Annotated in this window: 18 protein-coding genes; 11 read left to right on the forward strand and 7 right to left on the reverse strand. The window is 64.6% G+C overall.

The features are described 5' to 3' along the window. Window positions 1-4: 4 nt before the first annotated feature. The 3 genes from chrA to RID42_03320 all read right to left on the reverse strand — a co-directional run bounded on the left by chrA (window position 5) and on the right by RID42_03320 (window position 3,038). Entirely contained in the window at window positions 5-1,396 is a 1,392-nt protein-coding gene (gene chrA, locus RID42_03310) for a chromate efflux transporter (protein MEQ8246684.1), read from the reverse strand. Further along, on the reverse strand, window positions 1,393-2,217 hold the full coding sequence (locus RID42_03315) for a sulfurtransferase/chromate resistance protein (protein ID MEQ8246685.1): 825 nt from the start codon (window positions 2,215-2,217) through the stop codon (window positions 1,393-1,395). Before RID42_03315 ends, chrA begins: the two co-directional genes overlap by 4 nt. A gap of 128 nt (window positions 2,218-2,345) precedes the next feature. Then, complete coding sequence (locus RID42_03320; GenBank protein MEQ8246686.1) at window positions 2,346-3,038, reverse strand: DUF2848 domain-containing protein; 693 nt, start codon at window positions 3,036-3,038, stop codon at window positions 2,346-2,348. A gap of 300 nt (window positions 3,039-3,338) precedes the next feature. Here RID42_03320 and RID42_03325 point away from each other — a divergent pair, with 300 nt between their 5' ends. After that, a complete protein-coding gene (locus RID42_03325) occupies window positions 3,339-3,872 on the forward strand; it encodes a hypothetical protein (protein MEQ8246687.1) in 534 nt (177 codons plus the stop codon). Window positions 3,873-3,951: 79 nt separating this feature from the next. Here RID42_03325 and RID42_03330 read toward each other — a convergent pair whose 3' ends face one another. After that, entirely contained in the window at window positions 3,952-4,989 is a 1,038-nt protein-coding gene (locus RID42_03330; protein ID MEQ8246688.1) for a hypothetical protein, read from the reverse strand. 143 nt (window positions 4,990-5,132) lie between these two features. On the opposite strand from RID42_03330, the gene RID42_03335 reads away from it, so the two are divergent. Beyond that, on the forward strand, window positions 5,133-6,056 hold the full coding sequence (locus RID42_03335; protein MEQ8246689.1) for a glyoxylate/hydroxypyruvate reductase A: 924 nt from the start codon (window positions 5,133-5,135) through the stop codon (window positions 6,054-6,056). 32 nt (window positions 6,057-6,088) lie between these two features. On the opposite strand, the gene RID42_03340 is transcribed toward RID42_03335, so the two are convergent. After that, window positions 6,089-7,447, reverse strand: coding sequence for an MBL fold metallo-hydrolase (locus tag RID42_03340; GenBank protein ID MEQ8246690.1), 1,359 nt, complete (start codon window positions 7,445-7,447; stop codon window positions 6,089-6,091). A 112-nt stretch (window positions 7,448-7,559) separates the two neighbouring features. On the opposite strand from RID42_03340, the gene RID42_03345 reads away from it, so the two are divergent. Further along, a complete protein-coding gene (locus RID42_03345; protein MEQ8246691.1) occupies window positions 7,560-9,353 on the forward strand; it encodes a PAS domain-containing sensor histidine kinase in 1,794 nt (597 codons plus the stop codon). A gap of 4 nt (window positions 9,354-9,357) precedes the next feature. Here RID42_03345 and RID42_03350 read toward each other — a convergent pair whose 3' ends face one another. After that, the gene (locus tag RID42_03350; GenBank protein MEQ8246692.1) at window positions 9,358-9,624 is read right to left on the reverse strand and encodes a histidine kinase; all 267 of its coding nucleotides are present in this window, start codon (window positions 9,622-9,624) and stop codon (window positions 9,358-9,360) included. Window positions 9,625-9,866: 242 nt separating this feature from the next. Between RID42_03350 and nadA the strand changes: the two genes are divergently transcribed. Then, window positions 9,867-10,865, forward strand: coding sequence for a quinolinate synthase NadA (gene nadA, locus RID42_03355; GenBank protein MEQ8246693.1), 999 nt, complete (start codon window positions 9,867-9,869; stop codon window positions 10,863-10,865). 8 nt (window positions 10,866-10,873) lie between these two features. Continuing rightward, window positions 10,874-11,719, forward strand: a complete 846-nt coding sequence (gene nadC / locus RID42_03360) for a carboxylating nicotinate-nucleotide diphosphorylase (protein MEQ8246694.1) — start codon at window positions 10,874-10,876, stop codon at window positions 11,717-11,719. Here the strand turns inward: nadC and RID42_03365 are convergent. After that, window positions 11,716-13,185, reverse strand: a complete 1,470-nt coding sequence (locus RID42_03365; GenBank protein MEQ8246695.1) for a DASS family sodium-coupled anion symporter — start codon at window positions 13,183-13,185, stop codon at window positions 11,716-11,718. The two genes, nadC and RID42_03365, sit on opposite strands and share 4 nt — an antisense overlap. A 69-nt stretch (window positions 13,186-13,254) precedes the next feature. Between RID42_03365 and RID42_03370 the strand changes: the two genes are divergently transcribed. From RID42_03370 to RID42_03395, 6 genes are all read left to right on the forward strand, one after another. Then, window positions 13,255-13,983, forward strand: a complete 729-nt coding sequence (locus RID42_03370; protein MEQ8246696.1) for a YkgJ family cysteine cluster protein — start codon at window positions 13,255-13,257, stop codon at window positions 13,981-13,983. Then, complete coding sequence (locus RID42_03375; protein MEQ8246697.1) at window positions 13,980-14,858, forward strand: MBL fold metallo-hydrolase; 879 nt, start codon at window positions 13,980-13,982, stop codon at window positions 14,856-14,858. The genes RID42_03370 and RID42_03375 overlap by 4 nt, the downstream gene beginning before the upstream one ends. A 61-nt stretch (window positions 14,859-14,919) precedes the next feature. Then, window positions 14,920-15,618, forward strand: a complete 699-nt coding sequence (locus RID42_03380; GenBank protein MEQ8246698.1) for a hypothetical protein — start codon at window positions 14,920-14,922, stop codon at window positions 15,616-15,618. 64 nt (window positions 15,619-15,682) lie between these two features. Then, on the forward strand, window positions 15,683-16,381 hold the full coding sequence (locus RID42_03385) for an isochorismatase family cysteine hydrolase (protein ID MEQ8246699.1): 699 nt from the start codon (window positions 15,683-15,685) through the stop codon (window positions 16,379-16,381). A gap of 2 nt (window positions 16,382-16,383) precedes the next feature. Further along, on the forward strand, window positions 16,384-16,677 hold the full coding sequence (locus tag RID42_03390) for a nitrile hydratase subunit beta (protein MEQ8246700.1): 294 nt from the start codon (window positions 16,384-16,386) through the stop codon (window positions 16,675-16,677). A gap of 2 nt (window positions 16,678-16,679) precedes the next feature. Further along, the gene (locus RID42_03395; protein MEQ8246701.1) at window positions 16,680-17,054 is read left to right on the forward strand and encodes a cupin domain-containing protein; all 375 of its coding nucleotides are present in this window, start codon (window positions 16,680-16,682) and stop codon (window positions 17,052-17,054) included. Window positions 17,055-17,096 lie beyond the last annotated feature (42 nt).

The following is a 17,096-nucleotide window of genomic DNA, read 5'->3' on the forward strand; positions in this document are numbered from 1 at the left end:
CCCTTCACGTCACCGCGAACCAGATCAACCCCGCGACCGCGCAGCCGGCGAGGGTCGCGAGCATCGGCACACGGAACCGGAAGATCGCGACGATGGCGGCGGCGGTGAGCAATGCCGCGGGCCATTCGATCGTTGACCAGACCGGGATGTCGAGATGGAGGCCGAAACCGCGCAGCGGTGCGAGGTCGCGGAACAGGGTGTGGAGCGCGAACCACAGCGCGAGGTTAACGATGACGCCGACGACGGCGGCGGTGATCGCTGACATCGCGCCCGCGAGCGCACGGTTGTCGCGGAGCGATTCGATGAAGGGTGCACCCAGGAAAATCCACAGGAAGCACGGCACGAACGTGACCCAGGTCGTCAAGACCGAGGCGAGCGTCGCCGCGGCGATCGGGTTCACCGTGCCCGCGTCGCGCCAGGCGCCCATGAAGCCGACGAACTGCACCACCTGGATCAGCGGGCCGGGCGTGGTTTCGGCCATGCCGAGACCGTCGAGCATTTCGCCGGGCTGGAGCCAGGCGTAGTTCTGCACAGCCTCCTGCGCGACGTAGGCGAGGACGGCGTAGGCACCGCCGAAGGTAACGACCGCCATCTTGCTGAAAAACGTCGCGATTTGGGCAAAGACGTTGTCGGCGCCGAACGCGAGCAGCAACGCGGCGGTCGGGCCAAGCCACAGCACCGCCAACACCGTGGAGACCTTGAGCGACCAGGCAAGCCCCGGTTTGGCGTGGGCCGGGATGTGGACGCCGAGCGCGGAGTCGGCATCGGCGAGGCCCTTGGACGCGTCGCCGTGGCCGCCGCCGCCCTGGAACGCCGCCATACCCAAGCGACCGCCGATCAGTCCGATCAGACCCGCGCCGACGACGATCGCCGGGAACGGTGCGGCGAAGCCGAAGATCGCGACGAAGGCAATCACCGCCATCGCAATAAGAGTGGGGTTGCCCAGTGCCCGCTTACCGATCCGCAAAACGGCGTTGAGGACGATGGCGAGCACCGCCGCCTTGAGGCCGAAGAACAGCCCGGCGACCGCATCGACGTTGCCCAACAGCACATAGACGTAGCTGAGCGCCAGGATCGACAGGAAGCCCGGCAAGACGAAGAGGCTCCCCGCGACGAGCCCGCCGCGGGTGCCGTGCAACAGCCAACCGAGATAGACCGTGAGTTGCTGGGCCTCGGGCCCCGGCAGCAACATGCAGTAGTTGAGCGCGTTGAGGAAACGGCCTTCGCCGATCCAGCGTTTTTCCTCGACGATGATGCGGTGGATGACGGCGATCTGTCCGGCCGGGCCGCCGAAGCTCAGCGCCGCCACCCGTAACCAAACCATCAGCGCCGCGCGGAACGGAATGCCGTGGCCGGGCGCGGTACCGGCGCGGGTGGCGGATGTCATGGCGTTCATTGGGCGGACCCGGCGCGGTGCGGCGGCCAGTCGTGGGATTCCTCAGTGGCGTCGCGACTCCAGCGATAGAACGCGTCGTAAATGCTGAGCGCGGCCTCGAGTTGGTCGAGGTCGTTGGCGTACATCCGCGACAGACCCAGCGAGACCGCCAGCAATCCGGCCGCTTCAGGCGCGAGGTCGAGGCGGGCGGTATCGGCGCCGCGCACGATCGCGGCCAACCGCACCAGGGGCGGGGTTTCCAGCCTGAGTTCCTCGACCATCACGTCAAACGTGCATAGCGGGCCGCGATGGGACCAGAAGGTATCTTTCACATCGAACGATGTGGCATGGAATTTTTCTGCGACCGCCGTGACCTCGGTTGGGGCAACAAAAAGAAAGACCGCGCCGGGGTCGACGAAGCGGCGGATCAACCATGGACAGGCGAGTCGGTCGATCTTGGGCCGAGCGCGGGTGACCCAAACGGTGCGGCCCTGGCCGTTGCCTTGCGGCAGTACCGCGGCCGGCACCGCCGGCAGGTTGGCTTGCGCCCACGCGTCAAACCCTCCCTCCAGAACTTCCGCGGCAATCCCCGCGCCGCGCAACCACGCGGCGACGCCTTCGCTGAGCTTCTTGCCGCGCCGACAGATTACGACGGCGGTGTGACCGTTATATTGCGCCGCCCAATCGGTAACTTTGCTGTAGGGACGGCGGTGCGATCCTGGGATCAATCGGGGATCGAGGTCGAAGTCCTCGTCGATCCGAACGTCGATCAGTGCGGGGCAGCGCGGCGTACCGATCAGGCGAGTGAGTTGTTGAGGGGTAATCGTGGTGAACGACGACATCGGGCATCCTTCCGCAAAAACGGTGACAGGATGCGATTCTTGGGCTGTCGCCTCACGGGGAGATCGCGAGTCCCCATGCGCGAACGGTGCGCCCGGTCGGGTGGGATTGTCAAGATGAGGGGGCCGGATCACCCGGCGTTGGGCAGGACCTCGACCACATAAGCATGGGTGAGGGTGCGTCCGAGGACCGGGTCGTGCAACGCTATCTCGAACCGGGTGGCCGGGCGGACGCCGCCGCGTACTGCCAAGGTGCCGCAGAACATCAAAGTGCCGGCACCGAAGGCACCGCCCTGCGCGGTGTAGCGATCGATCAAGTCGCCGGGATCGCGCATGGTGGTGACAGGGCCCTCTTGGTAGAGGGTGCGCACCCCGTCGATGGTGGCGTGGGAGCGCAGCTCCAAGCGGTCCCAATGGGGCGCAACCTCGTCGAGCCGCCACAGTTCGGTGCCGACCGGCTTGGCGCAGACCTGCTTGGCGAGGCTCACGTTGTGGGTTTCGAGCGCGCGGTCGGTGTGGTCGGAACCGACTCCGAGCCAACGCGCGGTATCGTCCTGGTAAATAAAGAACTCGGCCTCGCCCGACGTATCGGGGCCAACCACCTGAATCGCCGGTGCCTGGGTCAGGAGCGCCGCGGCGACCCGGTAGAAACACGGTGTCGCGGTGGGACGCGGGACGCCAAGAACGGCCAGTTCGGCGATGTGGTGTTCCATCGCCGCGGCATCGCGCCCGGTCCAGCCGGCGACGACACAGTCGCGCACGGAGACTGCTCGCGGGGCCGCACCGGCAAAGGCAAAGGACAAGGACGGCAATGTTAACGGCATGGCCGCCGGGCGATTAGGCCAGAAACGGTCGTTTCCATAGGGTTTCCGGAGAATTGCGAATACCGGCCATCCTAACGTGTTCCCGGCCAGGAGCGGTCGAGATTCCTTGCGTTCATCGGTTTTTCCCGGAAAACCAGGCAGTTTCCTCGGCGCGGCTGCTGTGATGACCATCACACAGACGGCATTTGCTGAAAAACCCTCCTTTAAATTCCATAAAATTCGATCTATATTCCTGTTCATCGATGATGGCCTGTGGGGGCAGGACTTCAGTTTTTAGGTATTTTTGTTTGGAGGCCCCAGATGACCACCACCCGTATTTCTCGCAAAGTCGCTTTTGGTTTGGCCGGTATCGGTCTTTTGGCCGCTCCCGCCGCGTTCGCCGCCACTTCGGCGCAGCTCACGCTGACCGGCACCGTGCAGCAGATCCTGGCGATCACCGTTAATCCGACCGCGTCGGCTTCGGGCCTTGACCTTACCGGAACGGTAACCGCCCTGAAGGTCGCCACCGTGATCGCCGAAGCAAACGATCCTTCGGGATACGCGATCAGCGTATCGTCGCTGAATCAGACCGGCGGCGACTGCGGCTCGGCCAATGGCCCGTGCTTCCACAGCGCGACCGCCACGACCAACGACGACCTGTCGTTCAGCCTTCTGCGCAACGCCGTTGCCGTCAGCTTCTCCGGCGCCTCGGGCAGCTTCGTCTCGACGACCGCCCGCTCGGTCGTTGGCGGCGACAACTACGACGCCAAGATCACGTATGACGGCACCGCCGCCAACCTCGATCAGGCGACCGACTATACCGAGACCCTGACCTTTACGATCGCCGCGAACTAAGCACCGCAGCGTACAAGGACACTAAAACCGCCGGTCGCGTTTCGCACCGGCGGTTTTTCATTGTCTGGTAGCCCTCCGCCTAGAGCCCCGGCTCGACCGCCGCCGGCTGACGGATCGCGCGGAGGTTTTCGACAGCGAACCGTAGCTCGTTGCGGATGTATTCGGCGCGCCGGTGCGGGCCGCCGGCATCGGCATTCGGAAAGCGTTCCGACCAGCCGTCGAGACACGCCGAGAGACCGCACAACAATCCGCCGAGCTGGGCGTGGTTGGACAAAATCATTTGCTTCACGGCGTAGAAATTCTCGGCGCTGACCGCGCTCCACATGCTGCGAGTACCCTCGTCGAACAGCCGGAAGCGCTGTTCGACGACGTTTTCGACTTGGGCCACGACTCGCACCAATCGGTTGCAGGCGGCGACGAACTCGCGGTCCTGTCCCAGTTGGCGGTGGCGGGCAAGTTCGCCCAGACTGGCCTTCAATCCGGTCGATACCGGTCGGAGCTGATCGGCGCATTGGCGAAAATACGACACCGACAAATAGGTCTCGCCGTAGTCCTGGAGAAACACCGGAATCTCGCCGAGCGAGACCCCGAGTTTCTTGGCGAGGAGGCCAAGCTTTTGCCGGGCCCGAGCGGTGTCGTGGGCGCGGAACAACGCCACGACGTCGTTCAGCCCGCCGATCTCGTCGCCCTCGCCGTAGACCTGCAAGATGAGCGGGCGGGTGAACGCCGTCATATAGGCATCGAGTTCGCGCTGCTTGCCGGGCGACAGGCATAGATCGCGCGCATCGTTCACCGGCACATCGATTTGGCGCAGCACGATTCGGAGGCTGTAGATATCGTAGCTGGCCAATTGTTCCAGTTTCCCCAGAGCTTCCATGTCGCTCTCGGCGATTTGGGGGAAGGCAGTGGGCAACTGGTTGACCGGCATCTGGCCGCTGCCCGCTTTCTTGTCCTTGAACAGCTCGACAACGCTTTCGTAGCGGGCGTTCTTGATCATCCGTGCGCGGCGCAGACCGGTCGTGGCGAGCGGGATCATCGCCAGCGGCAATGTCTTGAGGGAATCGCGATCGACATCGTCGATCGCGGGCGCGCGCGGCGGTGCGGTCTTGACGGTCATCGTTCGATTTTGTCTCAAATCCACGACGCCTGCCATGGGTCGCCCCGGTTGTATCGGCCGAGCCAATTCCGTCGAGCCCTTGACGACCGTCCACCGGCCAACCTGAATAGCCGAACTCCCCTTCCCCTAGTACTGGAGCCCCCATGTTGATCGTGTTGTTCGCGCCGCCGGGACCCATCGACGCGTGGCTAGCAGCGCTGCGCACGGCGTTGCCGGGCGACACTATCGTCGGGAGCGATGCCGGGTTCGATCCGGCGGAAGTGGCGGTCGCCGTGGGCGGCCGCCTGCCGTCCGAAAGCCTGCACGCCTTTCCCAACCTGCGGTTGATCGTCAGTCTGCTGGCCGGGGTGGACCAACTGCTTGCGTCGGAACTGCCCGACGTCCCAATCGTGCGCGCGGGCAACCCGGCGGGCGATGCCATGATGAGCGAAATGGCGCTGCTCCACACGCTACGCCATCACCGCGAAATGCCGCGCCTGGCCGAGGCCCAACGGAGCGCGGTATGGGACAACCGGCGGCCGTTGCGCGCGTCCGATCGCTGCGTCGGCGTGCTGGGCCTGGGCGCCATTGGGGCGGACGCCGCCGCCACCCTGGCGCGCCATGGGTTCCAGGTCATGGGTTGGTCGCGCACGCCAAAATCCATTCCCGGCGTCGACTGCCGGCACGGCGCGGACGGATTTGCCGCCGTGCTGGGGGCATCGTCGATTGTCGCCAACCTACTGGCACTGACACCGGCGACCGAAGACATTCTAGATGCGGCAGCGTTTGCCGCGATGCCGGCGGGCGCGGCGGTCATCAACCTGGGTCGCGGCCAGCATGTGGTCGACGGGGACCTCCTGGCGGCGCTGGACTCCGGGCACCTGGCGGCGGCGACGCTGGATGTGTTCCGCACCGAACCGTTGCCGCCCGACCATCCGTTCTGGCGGCATCCCCAGGTGACGGTGACCCCGCACGTGTCGCGCGCGCTGTATCCCGAGGACTTCGCGCCCCAGGTCGCCGCACAGGTGCACCGGCTCAAGAACGGCGCGCCGCCACTCCGGGCGGTCGACCGCGCCCGCGGGTACTGAGGCGCGCGGGTAACGGCGCAGCGCCCGCGCGTTCAGTCGAGGGCGACGGTTTCGCGAAATTCCGGGACGCGGGCCGACCAGCCGAGATCCTCTTCGATGCGGTGGCGTAGCGCGTCCGAGGCCGCCGGCTCCCCGTGGACCACGAATGTTTCGCGCGGCGGCCCTTTGAAATGCCCGAGCCAGGCCATGATCTCGTCGGCGTCGGCGTGGGCCGACAGCATTTGCAATTGCACGACCTCGGCGCGGATCGGCACATAGGCGCCGTGGATCTTGACGCTCTCCGCGCCGCCGACCAACGATGCGCCGCGCGTACCGCCGGCCTGAAAACCGGCGAAGACGATCGTGTTGCGCGGATCGGGTGCATAGTGATTGAGGTGATGCAAAACGCGCCCCCCGGTCGCCATGCCGCTGGCCGAGATGATCACCTTGGGCAGCGGCGATTGGTCGAGCGACTTGGATTCTTCGGGACTGTTGACGTAGTGGGCGACGTGACAGGCCTTGCGCGCTTGGGTCGCCGTCAGACGGTGCGCGTCCGCGTGGGTGCAAAAAACATCGCTGGCGTCGATCGCCATCGGGCTGTCGAGGAAGATCGGTAGATCGGGAATCCGCCCTTGCGTCTTGAGGCGTTCGAAATGGAAGAGCAGCGTTTGGGCGCGCCCGACGGCAAAGGACGGCACGATCACCGACCCACCGCGCGCCGCCGTACGGGTAACGATCTCGGCCAACACGTTCTCGGGATCGCTGGGGTCGTGGGCGCGGTCGCCGTAGGTCGATTCGACGACGAGGTAGTCGGCATGGGAGACCGGCGTTGGATCGAGCATGGTCGCACTGTCCGAGCGCCCGAGGTCGCCGGAAAAGACAACGCTGCGGCCACGGACATCCAGTTCGACGATCGCGGCACCGAGGATGTGTCCGGCGGGGTGCAGTTTGAAGCGGAGATCCTTGGAGAGACTGTGCCAAGCGCCAGGCGCTACCGGCGCGAAGGCATCGAGCGCGACGACGCCGTCGTGGCGTGTGTAGAGCGGCAAGGGCGGGTTGTGTTTCGAATACTTGTGGCGCGCCGCAAAGTCGGCATCGCGTTCTAGAAGAAACCCTGAATCCGGCAGCAGGATCGCACACAGGTCCCGCGTTGCCGGCGTGCACCAGACCTTGCCCGCAAACCCCTTCTTGATGAGCAGCGGCAGGTACCCCGAGTGGTCGAGGTGGGCGTGGGTGAGCACAACTGCATCGATGGTCTTGGGATCGACTGGGAACGGCGCCCAGTTGCGCAGGCGTAGTTGCTTGTAACCCTGGAACAACCCGCAATCGACGAGAACCTTGAGGCCGCTATCTTCGAGCAGGAAACGCGACCCCGTCACCGTGCCGACCGCGCCGAGGAAGGTGAGGTTCACCGGACTACACGCCAGTGGCGGCGCCCTACCGATACGCGCCCTGCGGAAAAATTTGGAAAAACCAACACGATGGCCATCGAACAACCCTTAGTGGCACAAACGGGCCCGTACCATGACACCGATCAAGGACAAGGTCGGACGCTTAACAGGTTTCGGCCCCTCCTATACGGTGGCAGCGATGAACGCCTTTGCCTATGGGTTGCGCGCGCCCGAGACTGAGAACGACCGGTTTTTGTTGACCCAACAGGTCATCCTTGCGCGCCAACAGATGTTGGCGGTGGGCTTGATCTCCAGCAGCGTCGCCCTGCTGATCGCCGTGACCTTCGCGGCAACAGCGCCAGGTCACATATTGGCCGTGTGGGTTTCGCTGGCGGTACTGGGCCTTGTGGTGACGCGCTCGGCCCTGCGGTTGCGTCGTAAGAAGGCCGCGCCCAGCGATCCGCACCGGTCGGCGCGGCGGCTGTTGGTGCGGTTCGTCGCGGTTTCCGCGCTGTGGGGCGCGGCGCTGTGGTTCACCATGCCGATGGACGAGGTTGGCCTTCAGTTCTTGCTGATATTTCTAGCGGCGGGGTCGGCGGCAGGCCTAGTCGCCGGGTTCGGTCCGATCCCGAGTTTGTGGGCACCGATGATTTTACTGACCGTGCTCCCGCCCGCGATCAGACAATGCGTGCATGCCCAGCGGATTGATTTGATCACCTGCGCCGGCTTGCTGCTTTTCGTCGCAGCACTGTTTTTTTTCGGCAGCAATGCGTTTCGCTCGTTCCTTCAACTGATCCGTTTGCAGCGCACCGCCTTCGACCTGGCGACCCAGAAGAACAAAATCGAAACGGAACTTGAGCATTTCTTCGAGCGCACCAATGCGCTGACCGCGGTGGCCGATTCCCGCGGCACGCTGCAACGGCTTAACCCGATGTGGGAAAAGGTCTTCGGCTACGACCTGACGGACATGCTCGGCAAAAAGACCATCGACTTCGTCCATCCGAACGACCGCGCGAGCACCGAAGCGGCCGCGCTGGGCACATTCGATGGGCAACCCATCGTCAACCACGTCAATCGATTTCGCGCTGCGGACGGATCCTACCGGTGGCTGCAATGGAACACGGTGCGCAGCCCCCAGGACGGCACGATCATCGCCACGGCAACCGACATCACAGACCGCGAAGATGCCCGCATGGTCAAGGAGCAGTTGATCGCCACCGTCAGCCACGAGCTGCGCACGCCGCTGACGGCCTTGCAGGCGGCGTTGCAGATTCTGTCTGCGGGAATCGGCGGACCAATTCCGGGGCAAGGCGAACGGATGCTGGGAATTGCCGAACGCAATACCGAGCGGCTGGTCGCCTTGACCAACGACATCCTCGATCTCGAGCGTATCCCAGGCGCCAAAGAAGCCTTCGAGATCGGCCCGATCGATCCCGAAGCGTTGGTACGTGGCGCGGTTGAGGACGTGCGCCCGATGTCCGACAGTTTCGGCGTCGCTTTATTGATCGACAACCACAGCGACGGCGATCAGATGTCGGGTGACCGCGAAAAAGCCTTTCAGGTCTTACAAAACCTACTGTCGAACGCGATTAAATTCAGTCCGATCAAGGGCACCGTGCGTATCGCTATCGCCGATGCCGGCGCCGCGGTGCGGATTACGGTCGCGGACGACGGACCGGGCATCCCCGCAGGCGCCGAGGAGAAAATCTTCGAACGATTCGTGCAACTACCACGACCTGCCGACCGCAAGATCGGTGGCAGCGGCTTGGGCCTGTCGATCGCCCGCGATTTGATCGTCGCGATGAACGGACGGATCGGCACCGAACCGGCAACCCGGGGGGCGCGGTTCTTCTTCGAACTGCCGCGCACGGCCAAGACCGCGCCGCCCGAACGGGCCGCTGCGGACGGCGGCACCGCGCCCGTCTAGCGCCCTAGGCCTTGCCGATACGCGGCGGGCCGCCCTTGACCCCCGGTCCGAAAGCCCGTTCGAGGACGCGCGTCGAGTCTTCGGCCAAGCTGATCGCTTCGGAGAGCAAGGCGAGGATCTTCAAATTGTTCTTCAGCACGTGGGCTGCGGCAGGCCTGTGATCGTCGGCGATCTTGGCCGCGCGCTTAAGAATATCGCCGCGCACCACGCCGAGGATGTCCTCAAGCCGGTACCCCTCGGGTTTGTCCTCGGAGACGAGAAAATGAGTCATCGGGCCCCCTTCGTATGGCCGCCCCGTGCGGCCAATCACGTTCGCCCAGGCGCTAACCCCGTGTCAAAGCAATCCGCGCCTTCGGGCCAGCCTTCGTTCGCAGAATGGTCCCTTGGTCCGCTTTTCGGTTGGATTCCACCGTCGGCGCGCTATATCAACGGGATAGACAGAAAAAGGCTCAAGAAGCCGCGCGCGGCGACCGGCGCTGCGCAGATATTTGCAACAAAGCAAAGCAGTACCCCATGACGGCGGCATTGACCCTGACCGACGACGTCCGACGTGCAACCGCGCCCCTCTACGCACGGGTCGAACACGTCATCCCCGAAATCGAGTGGGGTGCCCATGCGCCCTACGTGGCGGCGATTAATGCGCTTAAGGCGAAGCGCAACGCCGTGATCTTGGCGCATAACTACATGACGCCCGAGATCTATCATTGCGTTGCCGACATCGTCGGCGATTCGCTGGCGCTGGCGCGCGAGGCGGCCAAGACCGACGCCGACACGATCGTCCTGGCGGGCGTCCACTTCATGGCCGAGACCGCCAAAATTCTGTCCCCGGACAAAACCGTTTTGATCCCTGATCTGCGGGCGGGCTGTTCGCTGGCGGACTCGATCACCGGCGCCGATATTCGGTTGCTGCGCGAGAAGTATCCCGGCGTACCGGTGGTGACCTACGTCAATACCTCAGCCGAGGTGAAAGCCGAATCCGATATTTGCTGCACCTCAGGGAATGCGGTGAAAGTGGTCGAATCGCTCGGCGTCGATCGTGTGATCTTCTTACCCGACGAATACCTGGGCCGCTACGTCGCGTCGCAAACCGATGTCGAAATCATCCTGTGGCAGGGTCATTGCGAAGTGCACGAACGCTTTACCGCCGAGGAGATCGCCGCGTTTCGCCGCGACCACGAGGGCCTTGTCGTGATCGCCCACCCCGAATGCCCGCCCGATGTCCTTGAGGCATCGGACTTTGTCGGGTCGACCGCACAGATGATCGGCTATGCCCGTAACGAGCGACCAGGCCGCGTGTTGATGGTGACCGAGTGTTCGATGAGCGACAACGTCGCCGCCGAACTGCCCGACATCGAATTCATCCGGCCGTGCAATCTGTGCCCGCATATGAAACGCATCACCCTGGAGAACATCCTCGGTGCACTGGAAACGATGCAGCCCGAAGTGACGGTCGACCCCGCGATTGCGGACCGCGCACGCCGCGCGGTCGCGCGGATGATAGAGGTCGGCTAAGCCACGCGATGACCGCCCTTCCGGCTGTCCTGTACGACGCGACGGTCCGCGCCGCGCTCGCCGAAGACTTGGGTAGTGCGGGCGACCTGACCAGCGATGCCGCGATTCCTGCGGAGGCAACGGCGGTGGCCGAGATCGTCGTGCGCAAACCCGGCCGTGTTGCCGGCATCGATGTCGCGCTCTGTGCCTTTGCGACGATGGACCCGCCAGCGGCGATCGCGCGGCGCGTTGAGGACGGCGCCGATGCCGAGGCCGGTACCGTGCTGGCGCGAATCGAGGGCAAGGCCCGGGCAATCCTGGGCGCCGAACGTACCGCGTTGAATCTGCTGGGCCGGATGTGCGGCATTGCCACGGCAACCCGCACCGCCGTGGACGCCGTTCGCGGCACCGGCGCGCACATCGCCTGTACCCGCAAGACCACACCCGGCCTGCGGCATTTGGAAAAATATGCGGTGCGGATGGGTGGTGGGTTTAACCATCGCTTCGGCCTCTACGACGCCGTGCTGATCAAGGACAACCATTTGGTCGCGGGCGGCGGCATCACCGCGACAGTCGAACGGGTGCGCGCTCATATCGGCCACTTGGTAAAAATTCAGGTCGAAGTCGACACGTTGGATCAACTCGAAGAACTGCTAACGACCCAGGCCGATGCGGTGCTACTCGACAATATGACGCCCGCGCAGTTGCGTGACGCCGTGGCATTGGCGGCGGGCCGGTTGACAACCGAAGCGTCGGGCGGGATCCGCCCCGAAACGCTGACCGAGGTCGCCGCCACCGGCGTCGATGTCATCTCCCTGGGCTGGCTGACCCATAGCGCGCCGGCGTTGGACGTGGGTTTGGATTTTCGGAGCTAGCCCGCGATCAACGGCACCAGGATCGCAGCAAGGCCGGCGATCACCGCGATTCCGATCGCATTGAGAACGATTCCGGCGCGAATCATCTGCGCCACGTTGACATGGCCGGTGCTGTAGACGATGGCATTCGGCGGCGTCGCGACCGGCAGCATGAACGCGCACGACGCGGCCAGCGCGGCAGGGGCTGCCAACAACAGTGGATCGAGCCCGGCGCCGACGGCGACGGCGCCAACAACCGGCAAGAACGCCGCCGTCGTCGCGGTGTTGCTGGTAAGTTCGGTCAGGAAAATAACCAACGCCGCCACCGCAACGATCAGCGCGAACAACGGCCACGCCGCCACCGGGTCGAGGCCGCCGCCGATCCATGCGGCAAGGCCGCTCCGGTCGATTGCGCCGGCGAGACTGAGGCCGCCGCCGAACAGCAGCAGAACGTGCCACGGCGCGCGGGACGCCCACGCCCAGTCGAGCAGGAAGACACGCCGCTTCCAGTCGGCGGGGACGACGAACAACGCCACCGCGCCAGCAATCGCGATCACCGTATCGGACGGCGCACCGCCCGGCAGCCAGCGGCCGAGCCACGGCCCCGCCACCCAACCGAGCGCGACCAGGAGGGCGACGCCCGCGACGCGGCGCTCGGCGGGCGACATCCGACCCAGGGCCTGCACGGCATCGGCGACCGCGGCCGCGCCGTCGCCGTGGGCGGTGTCGTCAAAGGGGTAGGCAAGCCGCGTCAACACAAGCCACGCGAGCGGCAACATCACGGCGGCGACCGGCACGCCGAGCATCATCCAATCGGTGAAGGTGATCCTGACACCGTAGGTTTGCCCCATGAAGCTGGCCAACAGGGCGTTGGGCGGCGAGCCGATCAGCGTGCCGAGGCCGCCGATCGACGCGGCATAGGCGATCCCCAGCATCAGGGCGACGGCGAAATGGCCGCGCCGGCGTGGATCGTCGCGATCGACCTCGACGAGGGCGACGAGCGAAGCGGCAATCGGCAACATCATCATCGCCGTCGCGGTATTGCTGATCCACATGCTGAGGAACGCGGTCGCCAGCATGGCGGCGCCGACGAGGCGGCGCGGCCGCGCACCCGCGCGCGCCAGGACCATGAGCGCAATCCGGCGATGCAGGTTCCAGCGCTGCATGGCGAGCGCAATCAGAAAGCCGCCCAGGAACAAAAAGATCAGCGGGTTGGCAAAGGGCGCGGCGGCGGCGCCGATATCGGCGATCCCAAACAACGGAAGCAAGGCGAGCGGTAACAACGCCGTGACCGCGAGCGGGACCGCCTCGCTCGCCCACCAGACCGCCATCCACACGGCAACCGCCGCTGTGCGCCACCCCAACGGCGACAAACCGTCGGGCACCGGCAGGAGCAATAGGACGGCGCAGGCCGCAGGCCCGAGAAACAGGCCGGTAAGACGGACGGCGGCGCGGGCGGACCCGCCTGGGTCGGTGGGCGACGGCATGGCGAAGGCTCCCCAATCGGCGACAGCATGCCCGGTTGGGCCCGCCGGGGAAACGGCATAGGATTTCCTATGTCAGACAACGACCCCTTGCCCTACGAATCGATCCTGGAGAGCGGCATTCGCGGCTTGACCCAGGCGGCGGTTGCGAGCGGTGCGCCGGCACGGCTTGACGCGCTGGTCGGCGAGGCGCTGAGCCTGGCCGAGGGGTTGCTGACGTCGCTACGTACCCTTAATCCGCCCGAGACGCCGGCGGCCTGCCGCGAGGGCTGCGCCCACTGCTGCCGGTTTCAGGTCGCGGTGACGCCGCCCGAGGCGTTGGCGATTGCCCACGTCGTGCGCGGGCGCGGCGCGGCGGCGGCCGACGCGCTGGCCACGCGCTGCGCGGCGCTGGCGGCGGCCGAGCGTGGTTTGGATGCGGGTGGCCGTGTGCGACTAAAGCGATCGTGTGTGTTTTTGCATGACGAGCGCTGCACTATCTACGATGTGCGCCCGCTGGCCTGCCGCGGCGCGAACGCGACCGACGCCGCGCAATGCGCATCGGCCTTGGACGGGGCCGACGTACAACTGTCGCTCTACGTACACCAGGCCAACGTGATGAAGGCGGCGGCGCGCGGGCTCAACCACGCGATCCAGCCCGAAGAGGGCCAACTGGAACTCACCGCTGCGCTGGCTATCGCGCTGGGCACGCCCGGTGCGGCGGCGCGCTGGATGGCGGGTGAAGCGATTTTTGCCCCCGCGCGCTTGCCCAAGCGGCGTGGCACCGACACAGAAAACAGCAACGAGGGAGAACCCCGATGAAACCGCAACAATTCGGCGACTATACGGTGCGCAAACTGGTCGAGGTGGTGGAGCCGTTCACGCCCGACTTTACGTTTCACGATTGGGACCCCGCGGTGCTGCGCGGCCACTTAGACTGGCTGGCACCGCATTTCGTGGCCGGGAGCGCAGCAGCGCCGACGTTAACCTTTAGCTTCCATACCTATGTCGTGCAGGCGCATGGCAAGACGATCCTGATCGACACCTGTATCGGCAACCATAAGGACCGCGCGGCGTTGCCGTTTTGGCACCAACAGAACCGCCCCTACCTCGACAACCTGCGCGCCATGGGGATTGCGCCCGAGCAGGTCGACTATGTCATGTGCACCCACCTGCACGCCGACCACGTCGGCTGGAACACGCGCTTGGAGGACGGCCGCTGGGTGCCGACCTTTCCCAATGCGCGCTACATTTTTTCAAAGGACGACTACGACCACTACAACGGCGTGAAGCCTGGCGAGTTCGGCTATACCAGCTTGGCCGATTCGGTGTTTCCGATCGTCGATGCGGGGCTGGCCGAGATCGTCACAATGGATTTTGCCATCGGCGACGGGCTCTCATTGGTGCCTTCACCCGGCCATACGCCCGGTCACTATTGCGTCCATTTGCAATCGGGCGGGCAGGAGGCCCTTTTTACCGGCGATATGCTGCACCATCCGGTGCTGATCGCCGAGCCGCAGTGGGTGACGAAGTTCTGCCTCGACCCTGCGCAATCGACCGCAACGCGCCGGGCGTTTATCGAGAAACACGCCGGCGGCGGCGCCGTCGTCCTCGCCGCCCACTTCGCCGGGCCGACCGCGGGGCGGATTACCGACGCCGGCGGCAAGGCGCGCTTTGCTGTGTTGGAAGGCGCGTGAGGCGGGTTCCGCGATAGGCCGACCGGACGTTAGTCCCTAGCGGTCCACATTTGAGGTCGTCTTGGCCCTCGATAGAGAGACAACATCCGAAACGCTGTTCAAGCGATGGTGCTGCCAATGGCCCGTGCGCGTACAGCGGATCGAGGCACCCGACAATGCGAAACACAAACGACCCGACTATCGTGTCTATTTTGAGACGCAGGCCTGCGTTGTTGAGGTCACCGAAATGGCACCCAACACCGAAGACTTGCGCCAACAAAAAGAGTTGGATTCACAGAACTCGGTACTGTGGAGCGCCAAACCTGGACATCGCTTACGCAAGCAGATCGACCATGCACGTGGAAAGTTTGGTCGCTGGGCTCGAAGCGGTGTACCAACGCTCCTCGTCGTGCACGACACGACCTCCGCCTCACCCCCGCGCAACATCGACCCCTACGACGCGAAAGTAGCGATGTACGGTCTGGATGCTGTTGTATTTTCTGTTCCGCTTGAGCCCTCTACTGAACCGCGGGTTCGTTTCCGCAAGTCAGGAGCAAAGGCAAAGCTAACCGACAAGCACCACACATCCATTAGCGCAGTGGGCAATCTTTTCGAGACGCAGAGCGGTGTTGAATTGGTCGTTTATCACAACGTCTTCGCACGGATTCCGTTCGATCCGGCTTGCGTCAGGAAACTAACTCGATATCAGTATAGGTATGTTAATGAACAAGGCGAGTTTGGCGCATGGATTCATGCGGTAACCGGGGAGCGATTGACATAGCGTCCGCCACTAGGTCCAGTTCACGGAACCAGAGTGCGGGTCAAATGCAGGGAGGAACCACGATATGCACGACACGGCGCTATTCCCAGGGTTGGCCGACCGCATGGCCAAGCGGCGCGGCGGTCGCACCCATATTTTCGACACGCTGGATGCGGCCCGCACCGCGTTGATCGTGGTCGACATGCAGACGTTCTTTTGCGATACCGCGACGACGGGCGGCCAGAACACGGTCGATATCGTGCCCAGCGTTAACCGATTGGCGGCGGGTATGCGCTCGGCGGGCGGCACGGTGGTGTGGATCGTGACGACCTTCACCGAGACGACCGCCCGCACGTGGAGCACGCTGTTCGACGTCTTTTGTTCGCCGCCGGTGCGCGAGCGCCTATTGGGCGGCCTGGGACCGGGCGGCTGGGGACATGGGCTGCACGCCGACCTTGTAGTTGCGCCGGGCGATCTGACGATCGCGAAGGACCGCTTTAGCCCGTTCATCGCCAACGCCTCGTCGCTGCACACCGATTTGCAAGCGCGCGGGATCGACACGATCGTCATTACCGGCACCGAAACCAACGTGTGTTGCGAATCGACAGCGCGCGACGGGATGATGCTGAACTACAAGACGGTCATGGTATCGGATGCCAATGCGGCGCACGACGACGCCCACCACAATTCTGCATTAAGCAATGTCTATGGGTTTGTCGACGTGATGACGGTGGACGAGGTCCTGGCGCGGCTCGCCCCGGCAGCCCAAGCGGCGGCGGAATAGCGATGAACGCAACCGCCCCGCCGCGCCCGATCGACCGCACCGACGGCGAACCGACATGGTTCGACAAACGAGTGGACGCGATGCTATCGCTGATCACCGGGCAGGCCAACGGCCCCTACGATGCCGACCTGCACAAACGCGCAGTGGAATTCTATGCGCAGTTCGAAGACCCCGCGCGCAGCTATGCCGAAAGCTGGTTGCTGGCGATCCGCGCGGTCATGGTCGAGCGCGGCACCTTGAACGAGACCGAAATCGATGCGCGGCTTGCCGCTGTGCGCACCAAATTGGGAGGCTGACGATGCCCGGCACGATCGACAACTTTAACCGGACCTTCATGGCCGGCGACGCCGCACCGGTCGACCTGATCGAAAAGGTCGAAGGTCAGACTTTGGCGAACCCGGTCGAGGTCAAAGTGGTGATGAAAAGCGACAGTATGTTGATGCTGTCGATCACCCGGCCCAAGGGCATGCGCGACCCGACCCACCAGCACGACGACCATGAAACGTCCTGCCACCTGGTCTCGGGCAAGCTGAAGCTGTGGATCGGCGGCGAGGAAGCGATCGCCAACCCGGGCGACACCTGGTTTCACCCCAAGGGCGTGCCGCACTGGTCCGAGGCGCTGGAGGAGTCGGTGCAGGTCGAGGTCAAGTCGCCGCCGGTCAAGACCTGGTAAGCAGAGCTGAACTAACCGCGACGCGAAGCCGACCTAGGGCTC

The organism is Alphaproteobacteria bacterium (genome assembly GCA_040216735.1).
GTDB lineage: Bacteria > Pseudomonadota > Alphaproteobacteria > SHVP01 > SHVP01 > CALJDF01.

Bases quoted from the DNA above. Each gene is read 5' to 3' on its own strand.
- nadA (MEQ8246693.1), top strand. From the start codon at position 9,867: ATGACGGCGGCATTGACCCTGACCGACGACGTCCGACGTGCAACCGCG.
- RID42_03365 (MEQ8246695.1), bottom strand. From the start codon at position 13,185: ATGCCGTCGCCCACCGACCCAGGCGGGTCCGCCCGCGCCGCCGTCCGT.
- RID42_03395 (MEQ8246701.1), top strand. From the start codon at position 16,680: ATGCCCGGCACGATCGACAACTTTAACCGGACCTTCATGGCCGGCGAC.
- RID42_03370 (MEQ8246696.1), top strand. From the start codon at position 13,255: ATGTCAGACAACGACCCCTTGCCCTACGAATCGATCCTGGAGAGCGGC.
- RID42_03375 (MEQ8246697.1), top strand. From the start codon at position 13,980: ATGAAACCGCAACAATTCGGCGACTATACGGTGCGCAAACTGGTCGAG.
- RID42_03320 (MEQ8246686.1), bottom strand. From the start codon at position 3,038: ATGCCGTTAACATTGCCGTCCTTGTCCTTTGCCTTTGCCGGTGCGGCC.
- RID42_03390 (MEQ8246700.1), top strand. From the start codon at position 16,384: ATGAACGCAACCGCCCCGCCGCGCCCGATCGACCGCACCGACGGCGAA.
- RID42_03330 (MEQ8246688.1), bottom strand. From the start codon at position 4,989: ATGACCGTCAAGACCGCACCGCCGCGCGCGCCCGCGATCGACGATGTC.
- chrA (MEQ8246684.1), bottom strand. From the start codon at position 1,396: ATGAACGCCATGACATCCGCCACCCGCGCCGGTACCGCGCCCGGCCAC.
- nadC (MEQ8246694.1), top strand. From the start codon at position 10,874: ATGACCGCCCTTCCGGCTGTCCTGTACGACGCGACGGTCCGCGCCGCG.
- RID42_03325 (MEQ8246687.1), top strand. From the start codon at position 3,339: ATGACCACCACCCGTATTTCTCGCAAAGTCGCTTTTGGTTTGGCCGGT.
- RID42_03335 (MEQ8246689.1), top strand. From the start codon at position 5,133: ATGTTGATCGTGTTGTTCGCGCCGCCGGGACCCATCGACGCGTGGCTA.
- RID42_03350 (MEQ8246692.1), bottom strand. From the start codon at position 9,624: ATGACTCATTTTCTCGTCTCCGAGGACAAACCCGAGGGGTACCGGCTT.
- RID42_03345 (MEQ8246691.1), top strand. From the start codon at position 7,560: ATGACACCGATCAAGGACAAGGTCGGACGCTTAACAGGTTTCGGCCCC.
- RID42_03315 (MEQ8246685.1), bottom strand. From the start codon at position 2,217: ATGTCGTCGTTCACCACGATTACCCCTCAACAACTCACTCGCCTGATC.
- RID42_03385 (MEQ8246699.1), top strand. From the start codon at position 15,683: ATGCACGACACGGCGCTATTCCCAGGGTTGGCCGACCGCATGGCCAAG.